At 36.8% G+C, this 8,954-nt stretch carries 6 protein-coding genes and 1 pseudogene; 3 read left to right on the top strand and 4 right to left on the bottom strand.

Annotated elements, in window-relative coordinates; genetic code table 11:
- Positions 1–223: 223 nt before the first annotated feature.
- Positions 224–793: a YitT family protein gene (locus PZE06_RS24825; protein WP_224428600.1), complete on the top strand. Its 570-nt coding sequence runs from the start codon at positions 224–226 to the stop codon at positions 791–793.
- A 163-nt stretch (positions 794–956) separates the two neighbouring features.
- Positions 957–1,706 (top strand): polysaccharide deacetylase family protein, encoded by a 750-nt coding sequence (locus PZE06_RS24820; RefSeq protein ID WP_110928011.1) that lies wholly within the window; start codon positions 957–959, stop codon positions 1,704–1,706.
- Between the two features lie 129 nt (positions 1,707–1,835).
- On the opposite strand, the gene PZE06_RS24815 is transcribed toward PZE06_RS24820, so the two are convergent.
- Positions 1,836–2,279, bottom strand: a complete 444-nt coding sequence (locus PZE06_RS24815; protein WP_110927728.1) for a cell wall hydrolase — start codon at positions 2,277–2,279, stop codon at positions 1,836–1,838.
- A 265-nt stretch (positions 2,280–2,544) separates the two neighbouring features.
- Here PZE06_RS24815 and PZE06_RS24810 point away from each other — a divergent pair.
- A pseudogene (locus PZE06_RS24810) lies at positions 2,545–5,432 on the top strand (Tn3 family transposase).
- Positions 5,433–5,636: 204 nt separating this feature from the next.
- Here the strand turns inward: PZE06_RS24810 and PZE06_RS24805 are convergent.
- From PZE06_RS24805 to PZE06_RS24795, 3 genes are all read right to left on the bottom strand, one after another.
- Entirely contained in the window at positions 5,637–6,032 is a 396-nt protein-coding gene (locus PZE06_RS24805) for a VOC family protein (RefSeq protein ID WP_145582943.1), read from the bottom strand.
- 158 nt (positions 6,033–6,190) lie between these two features.
- The gene (locus PZE06_RS24800) at positions 6,191–6,724 is read right to left on the bottom strand and encodes a GNAT family N-acetyltransferase (RefSeq protein WP_110927725.1); all 534 of its coding nucleotides are present in this window, start codon (positions 6,722–6,724) and stop codon (positions 6,191–6,193) included.
- Positions 6,725–6,920: 196 nt separating this feature from the next.
- Positions 6,921–8,476 (bottom strand): IS3 family transposase gene (locus tag PZE06_RS24795; RefSeq protein ID WP_225310826.1). Its coding sequence is split into 2 segments (ribosomal slippage): positions 6,921–7,999 and positions 7,999–8,476, totalling 1,557 coding nucleotides; the frame shifts between segments, so codons are not numbered across the junction.
- Positions 8,477–8,954: the final 478 nt, after the last annotated feature.

The raw sequence follows: 8,954 nt of genomic DNA, 5'->3' as shown, positions 1-8,954 counted from the left end.
TCTTTTCAATTTCCCCACCGAAATCACTCCTTTAGCTTTATACTTATGATTCTATCAAATAAAAAACTGTGTGAGTAAGGAATCGTACGCATTCCTCACTTACACAGTTAATATTACACTCCCCTAATAAATGAAGTATTCCCTAATATATTTAATTTTTCCTCTGCATTCTTATTCTTAACCTTAAAACCCCGACATATTATTAGATTAAAAATGAGACAAGGTGATTGTTATTTTTCAGAAATTAATAGCTACTCTTATTGGAAGTCTGTTATTAGGAGTTGGTGTGAATGGGTTTCTAGTTCCTCATCATTTAATAGATGGTGGAATCCTTGGGATCGCACTATTACTTCATTATTTTTTTAAATTTCCAACTGGTATTATAATGGTGGGGTTAAGTATCCCTATTTGTATATTTTCCTCAATAAATAAAAAAGAGTATTTTTTTAGTAGTTTGCAAGGCTTATTGGTTTCGTCCTTATTTATTGATTTACTTGTTCCTCTTCGTTCTCAATTTTTTATTCCCCAACTTGCAAGCGCACTAATTGGAGGTGCAATAATTGGAGTTGGTGTTGGTCTAATGCTGCGATATAAGACAAGCACTGGAGGAACTGACTTACTAGCTGAAATTATTTCTGAAACTTTTTCGTTAAATATTGCACTTGTAATCATACTGATAGATGGAATTATTGTGTTGGCATGTCTGGCTTTATTAAAATTAGATACCTTCATTTATTCATGTATAGCTATTACCTCTGTGGGTTTAATAACATCCTTAATTAAAGGAAAATAATTTTTTATTGAGAGTCCCAACAACAAACGTGGAAACATACGCTAAGCAATATCGACATGAAGAAAGCCGATTTTTCCTACGCTGTAGTTAATGGGATGGGAATAATAAGCCTATAAGATTAGTGTTATGATTGTTTTTTTTTAATTACATAAGTCTATTGTTGATGGGTATTTTAAAATTATTAGTTTATATTGCGGAGGAGTTTTATGAGGAAAAAAATTCGCTAATACTAATAGTGTTTTTAAGTACTTTCATTTTAACAATTACGGATCTTATTGGACCATTTAATACTATTGGCTCTGGTACAGCAGCCTTAAAGGAGAAAAATGATGAACTTTACAAAGAAATTAAAGTGTATAGAGAGGAACATAAAATTGAACCGATTGATGCAAAAGTCGATAGAGTGTGGAAGGCAATTCCTGGATACAATGGATTGGATGTAGATATTGAATCTAGTTATAAAAAAATGAAATCAGATGGTAATTTTCACAAAAACAAAGTTGTTTATAAGGAAAAACCTCCAAATGTCCATTTAGAAAATCTAGCACCCATCCCGATTTATAAAGGAAATCCAGAAAAGCCTATGGTGGCGTTATTAATAAATGTTGCTTGGGGTAATGAGTACATTCCAACGATCCTTACCACACTAAAGGAATCCAAGGTCAAGGCGACATTTTTTTTCGATGGTAGCTGGGTTAAAAAGAATCCTGACCTAGCTAAGATGATCTATCGGGAAGGCCATGAAATTGGAAATCATGCTTATAGTCATCCAGATCTTAAGAAGCGATCTAAAAGTGATACCATACAAGAGTTAGAAAAGACGAATGCTCTCATTGAAGAAACCATTGGCATAAAACCGAAGTGGTTCGCACCTCCCAGCGGTTTGACAAACCCTCTGAGGATCTTCCAGTAAGAAGATCCTTTTTTGCTGCTTACTCAATTAATGTACCTTTTAGTTAAGTTAGTATTTTACAATCTTTCTTAGGTAAATACGGTTACTAAAAAGTTTATTTTAGTTTTTATAAATATTCGAATCTTTTCCTCAACGAGGACTATAAACGCTTTCACATGTTCCAGGCGCTGGTTCATAAAAACAATGTTGTTTAAATTGACCAGTAAAAGGTTGGTCATACCATGTTGGAGGACACGGACCATATGGATTAAAGTACCAAAGAGCATATTTCGCTGGGTGATCTCTCCAATATTCCAAATTCTTTCTTGCTAATCTTCTTTCAGATTCTCTTGCTCTTTGATAAAATACATTACCTTTTTGAACAGCTTCAAAAGAGTAATTTCCTCCTTGTACGTGAAAAATGACATCTCTAATTGTTCTTAATTCCTTAAAGTCAGCACAATCTGCTACAACACGGTTAACAATGACATTTCCAACATATAGCATTCCTTGTGGTCCTTCGCCTTCAGCTTCTGCTCTCATCATCCTTGCCATTAAATCGACGTCTGCATTTCGGTAAGCTACTCTTGTCATTTTTCCACCTCAAAAATACAGTATGAAAAAAAGAATGCATTTATGTCCTTGTTTATAAAATAAGAATACTTGGTTTTTAGGCCCAGTACCAGCGTTGCTGTAACCAGGGGCAAAGTAATAATTAAAGATGATAAAGTTAGCTTTTTTTATATGCCAAAATTCTATAAAATTTTATTGAAAGTACCATAAGGGGAGGCTCAATAATATGAAGCAAACTTGGGAGTTAGAGGAACTCATTGAACATTTTACAGTTATTCCATAAGAGATACGTTTAATTGGAAATAAATATGGAAGTACACGACTTGGATTTGCTGTTTCCCTAAAATTTTTTCAATACCAGGGTCGTTTTCTAAAAGGAAGGCAGGAAATAAATCAAGATATTATTGAATACGTTGCAAAGCAAGTAGGAGTACCTGCAGATTCCTTTCAAGAATATGATTGGAATGGACGCTCTATAAAATATCACCGTGCTCAAATCCGGGAATTTATGGGGTTTCGAGAGAGTACATCTGAAGATATGGGACAAATAAAGTTATGGCTACAAACGAACATTTTACCTCAAGAAATGCAAATGGACCGGGTTCGAGAACATGTCCTTCACCACCTCAGACAACAACAGCTTATTCCTCCGACTCATTACCAACTAGAACGAAATATTAAATCAGCTATTCGTCAATATGAAGAACATATTTCACACCATTTTCATGCAGCTTTCAGAACATTCCAAAACCCAATTAGATGCCTTTATACGCACCTGCTCCCATACAGAACTATTAGAAGAGAATGAAACCATTCTTAGTTTTCGAGAACTTGTATCTGATCCTGGAAGAATCGGATTAGATAGTTTATTACAAGAAATCGCAAAGCTACGAACCGTAAGGAATATACAACTTCCTTATGACTTGTTTAATGGGATACCACCTAAAATGATCCGATCATATAGACAACGTGCCGTCTCTGAAGATATTCGAGAATTACGCAGGCATCCCGATTCTATCCGATACACGTTATTAGCAGCTTTCTTCTGGTGTAGAGGAAGAGAAATAACGGATAATTTAGTGGAACTTATTATTCAGATTGTTAATCGTATTGGAGCTCGTGCAGAACGAAAAGTCGAAAAAGAGTTTTTACGCGATTTCCGTAAGGTAAGTGGCAAGACAAACCTCTTATTTCGTATGGCTGAAAAGGCAGTGGAACAACCGGATGGGATTGTACGTGATGTTTTATTTCATGTTGTCGGGGAAGATACTTTAAAAGATATTATTAAAGAAATGAAGTATACTGGTCCAACCTATAAACAAAAGGTATATACCGTGATGAGATCATCCTATGGTACTCACTATCGAAGGATGGTTCCAGCTTTATTGGATGTCCTAGAGTTTCGCTCCAATAATGATGTACACCGTCCTGTTATAGAAGCCATCGAATTACTTAAACAATATAAGCTCACCAATCAGTATACATACAACGAAACAGATTACATACCAATAGAAGGAATTGTAAAGCCCGGCTGGATTGATACCGTGATTGATAAAGAAACAAATCGTGTGAACCGAGTGAATTATGAAATTTGTGTTCTTCAGGCCTTACGAGATCGGTTGCGTTGCAAGGAAGTATGGGGTGTAGGGGCCGATCGGTATAGGAATCCGGAGGAAGATTTACCAAAGGACTTTGAACAAAATAGAGAAAAACATTACGATGCGCTTCGGAAACCCCTTGAGGCACAAACACTTATTCAAGAACTAAAAACGAACATGAATACAGCTTTAGAGAAGTTAGATAAAAGCGTAAAGAACGATTCTAAAGTACGTATTTTAAATAAGGGAAATGGTTGGATTTCTGTATCATCTTTACAAGCACAAGCTGAACCCGTTAACCTCAATCTTGTAAAAGCAGAGGTCATGAAGCGTTGGCCAATGACGAATCTGTTAGATATTTTAAAAGAAGCTGATTTACGAGTCCACCTGACAGATATGTTTCAAACGTTGGGAAATAGAGAAATTCTTGATAAGGAAACACTTCAACGAAGACTCATCCTCTGTCTATATGGGTTGGGAACAAATACTGGTTTAAAACGGATCGCTGCAGGTGAACATGGAGAAAGTTATAAAGATTTACTGTATGTTCGACGTAAGTAAGTTTATCCATAAAGAAAATTTACGGAATGCTATATCAAAGGTAACTGATGCTATTTTGGCTACTCGTGTAACTGAAATATGGGGAGAGGGAACAACGGCATGTGCATCTGATAGCAAAAAGTTTGGAGCTTGGGATCAGAACTTATTGACGGAGTGGCACATTCGATACAGGGGGCGTGGAGTTATGATTTATTGGCATGTAGAAAAGAATTCTACATGCATTTATTCCCAACTCAAATCTTGTTCTTCTTCAGAAGTAGCATCTATGATTGAAGGATTACTTCGTCATTGTACAAATATGGAAATTGAAAAGAACTATGTGGATACACATGGACAAAGTGAAGTGGCCTTCGCCTTTTGTCATTTACTAGGTTTTCAACTCATGCCCCGATTTAAAGCGATTCATTCACAAAAACTATACCGTCCAGATGTAGGAATGCAAGAATTATATCCAAATTTACAGCCTGTGTTAACTCTACCAATCAATTGGAGCATAATTGAACAGCAATATGATCAAATGATTAAGTATGCGACAGCTTTACGGTTAGGTACGGCTGAAACGGAGGCAGTTCTCAAACGGTTTACTCGTAATAGTGGGCACCCAACATATCGAGCACTTGCTGAACTGGGGAAAGCACTCAAAACCATTTTTCTGTGTGAATATTTATCATCGGAAGAAATAAGAAGAGAGATTCATGAGGGATTAAATGTGGTTGAAAACTGGAACTCTGCTAATAGCTTCATTTTTTATGGAAAAGGAGGAGAAATTCAAACGAATCGTATGGAGGACCAAGAGATTGCTGTACTAGCTCTTCACCTTCTACAAAACTGTTTGGTATTAATCAATACATTGATGATTCAAGAAGTGCTACTGGAACAAAACAAATCTTTACTACAAAAGCTGATACCGGAGGACTTTAGAGCCTTAACACCACTTATCTATGCACATGTGAATCCATACGGGACATTCAAGTTAAATATGCATGAGCGTCTAAAAATCCAGAGAACTTCTTGAAACCTCTACAAATATAAGCCTTCCTAGTGGTATAGAGGGGAGCCAGGATAGTGGTGGTCCACCCTTATTCTATTAGGGGTAGCGTCAGGAAAACTCTGTTAAAACGTTAAGGAAATTACAATATTAAAAGTCCAATTTCTCAGTATTAAATTGGGAAATTGGACTTTTTTCGTTACTCCAGAAATGCACCTTATTATTAAATAGTTAAGGTGCTACAAGCTCGACTTTTATTCTATCCGGGTCTTCAAAGTAAACAGCATAATGATCATTTCCCTCAGCAAATGGATGCTGGTCTGTATAAAGAATATTAATTCCTTTATCTTTTAATTTCATAGTCATATCATCGACGTGTTGGCGTGAACCTGCGTGAAATGCTAAATGATTTATACCTACTCTGCATCTAAGATATGGAACGTCCAGAAACCGTTCTTCTGTTTGTACAAAAACTATGTAAGTATTTCCTATTTTCCAACTTTGTCCACTTTTCCATCCTTGAAAAGGACTGTATCCTAATTCTTCAAGAAACCAACTCCAAAAATCAATCGATTTTTTTAAATTAGATACATTTATTTCAATATGATGAAGTAACCCTTTTGCCACAAAGCCTCACCCTTTATCTAACATTAGAATACCCGTTTATTTAATATAACAGAACTGCACAAACAGCTCATCGATCTTCAACGAAAGCGCCCTTTTCGAATAACAAAGAAGCTTCTATTAACTGGTATTGTTGAAAAATTTATTTACATGGTTCTTACTTATTTAAATTCGACTTTCAAAAGTCCATATACATCAACATCTTCAAAATTATTTAAAAGAAGTCTATTTTGTCTAAGTGTTCCCTCTTTCTTTAACCCAGCTTTCTCTAAAACCATTATTGAAGCTTTGTTTCTAGAAATAGCAGATGCCCAAATTTTGTTTAATTTGAGTTCGTTAAATCCAAAATTTATCATCCGTTTTACAGCTTCAGTTGCAAAACCGTTTCCCCAAAAATCTCTGCCAATCCAATAGCCAAGTTCACCTTTACTATTGTTTTTATCAACTCTAATTGTTATTGTACCTATTAGTTCATTGGTATTCTTTGATACTATTGCTAAAGGGTACTCAACACCTTCTTTTAGTAATTCTGGTTGGGTATCGATCCAAGCTTCAGCATATTCCAATAGATAAGGGTGAGGAAGACCTAGAATACTCGCCACCTCTTCATTATTTGCTAATTTTTGAACTCTAAATGAGTCTTCTTTGTTGAAAGGTTGTAAATATAGACGTTCAGTTTCTAATTTTAATAACATTACTTAACACCTCTTAATTTAGCTTCCGGTGGTTGTCAATATAGTTGTCGCATTTGATTACTTTAGTATCTTATTTTTATGTGACTCTAAGTTCGTCATATCTAGCGCACTACGCTTGCTGTCCTGGTGGTTTGAATTGAAAGAAAAAGCATTCTTTCAATTCAAACCACCAGGGAATAGATGTATTATGAACACCTCAAATTTCCTTTTCCCCCTCATCACCCATTGGATTGAGGGCTACTTTTTCAATCGGTGCCCAATTTCTTGAGCCTCTCGCCCAACGTTCTGGATGCTTTGCTTTCGCTACTTCGTAGACTCTTTTTCTCTTTGTCAATATGGTTACGTGTTCTCCGGCATGACACTGCGCTGGCGTGACATAATTTAGTCCACTATGCAGGTGAATATGATTATACCAATGGACAAATTGATGTGCCCATTGTCTAGCTTCTTCAAGTGAGGCAAAACCCTTATGTGGATAATCAGGGCGGTATTTAAGTGTCCGAAACATGGCTTCTGAATAAGGATTATCATTACTTACACGCGGCCTTGAAAAGGAACTTTGGATCCCTAATTTCTCAAGTAAACTCAAAAATGTCTCAGCTTTCATCGGACTACCATTGTCTGAATGCAACACAAGTGGTGCCCCTTGAATTTTCTCATTCATGACGGCTTTTTTTACAAGTGATTCAGCGTGTGTAGAATCTTCCTTTTCCCATACTTCCCAACCTACTGCTTTTCTACTAAATAGATCAAGTATTAAATAAAGGCGATAATACAAGCCTTTCACAGGTCCACGAAGCCACGTAATATCCCATGTCCACACCTGATTGGGTGATGTGGCCAGATGACTCTCAGGGATTCTTCGTGTTGGCTTTTGACTACGGCCGCGATGGTGTTGCATCTTGCCTTCACGCAAAACGCGGTAAAACGTAGATTCTGACGCAATATATGTTCCCTTATCCGCGAGCTTGGGAACAATTTGTGTCGGAGGTAAATCGGCATATTCTTCTTGTGTGACAACCTCGAGTATTTCCTTTTTTTCTTCCTCAGACAACTTATTTTTTGGCACAGGTCTTTTCGCAAAGGGACGCTGGTCGACCTTGATCTCACCCTCTGCCACCCAGCGCTCGTAGGTTCGTACACTAATATAAAGTTCCTCACAAGCCTTCGCTAACCGCGCACCGTTTTGATTGGCTTCTTGGATGAGTTCTACAGCTAATGCGCGATTTGATGGGCTAATCATTCTTCCTCGTCGTCCCCCCAAATCGCTTGGGCCTTTTTTCGCAAAAGTAATAACGCCGCAGCTTCCGCTAATGCTTTTTCTTTCTTTTGTAGGTCTTTTTCTAACTGCTTTGCACGTTTCTTTTCTTCCTTCAACGCACCATTTAACTCCTTTGATTGGTCAAATACTTGTCCATTTGCTTGGAGACAAGCCGCTCTCCACGACTCAATCTGTTCACGGTACAATCCCTTTTTACGACAGTATTCAGCCAGTTCCGTTTCATTCATCGCAAAGGTCTCCATGACGATTAAAAACTTATCTTGACTGCTCCATTTATCACTGGTTTGTCCGTTTCCAGGCGTTGCCACACCGGCTTCTCGTGCAGCCTTGCGCCACTTGTACAACGTTGGTTCTGTGATGCCTTCTTCCCTTGCGATAGTAGCCACTGATTCGTTATGTGGTGGCATCATTCGTTTAACAATTGCTTCTTTTTGTTCCTTCGAGTATCGTAATCCATTTTTTTCTTTCATATCGATCGACCTCCGTGTTATTTACTTAAACTATAACACTAAAGTACCGTGCGACATCTATCCTAACAGAGGGGGCTTCCTAATTAACTTATATAATATCACAATGAAATTTCCGTTATTTACATTTTTTAACTTAAAGTTCAATTACAAAAAGACGCAATTATTAAAGAATTGTGCCCGATAATTGAATAATGAGAAATGTAAAATAGGGAAAAAATAGGTAGTTCAAGTAGCTAAAGATTATTTACAATTAAGCATTAATTTTTTGTTTTACCAATTTGTTTTCTTTAACTTGAAGTAACCATGACTTCGATGGATCACCTATCAGTTCAGTAGTGTTATCTGTAAAATACGGGAGTGTAATATTAACTGTGTAAGTGAGGAATGCGTACGATTCCTTACTCACACAGTTTTTTATTTGATAGAATCATAAGTATAAAGCTAAAGGAGTGATTTCGGTGGGGAAATTGAAAAGAGA

Source organism: Robertmurraya sp. DFI.2.37, assembly GCF_029211245.1.
In the GTDB taxonomy this organism is placed as follows: Bacteria; Bacillota; Bacilli; order Bacillales; family Cytobacillaceae; genus Robertmurraya; species Robertmurraya methanolica_A.
Note: the sequence above shows the minus strand (reverse complement) of the source record. Positions and strands in the feature narration are given on the sequence as shown.

Bases quoted from the DNA above. Each gene is read 5' to 3' on its own strand.
- PZE06_RS24815 (WP_110927728.1), bottom strand. From the start codon at position 2,279: ATGACAAGAGTAGCTTACCGAAATGCAGACGTCGATTTAATGGCAAGG.
- PZE06_RS24820 (WP_110928011.1), top strand. From the start codon at position 957: ATGGGTATTTTAAAATTATTAGTTTATATTGCGGAGGAGTTTTATGAG.
- PZE06_RS24800 (WP_110927725.1), bottom strand. From the start codon at position 6,724: ATGTTATTAAAATTAGAAACTGAACGTCTATATTTACAACCTTTCAAC.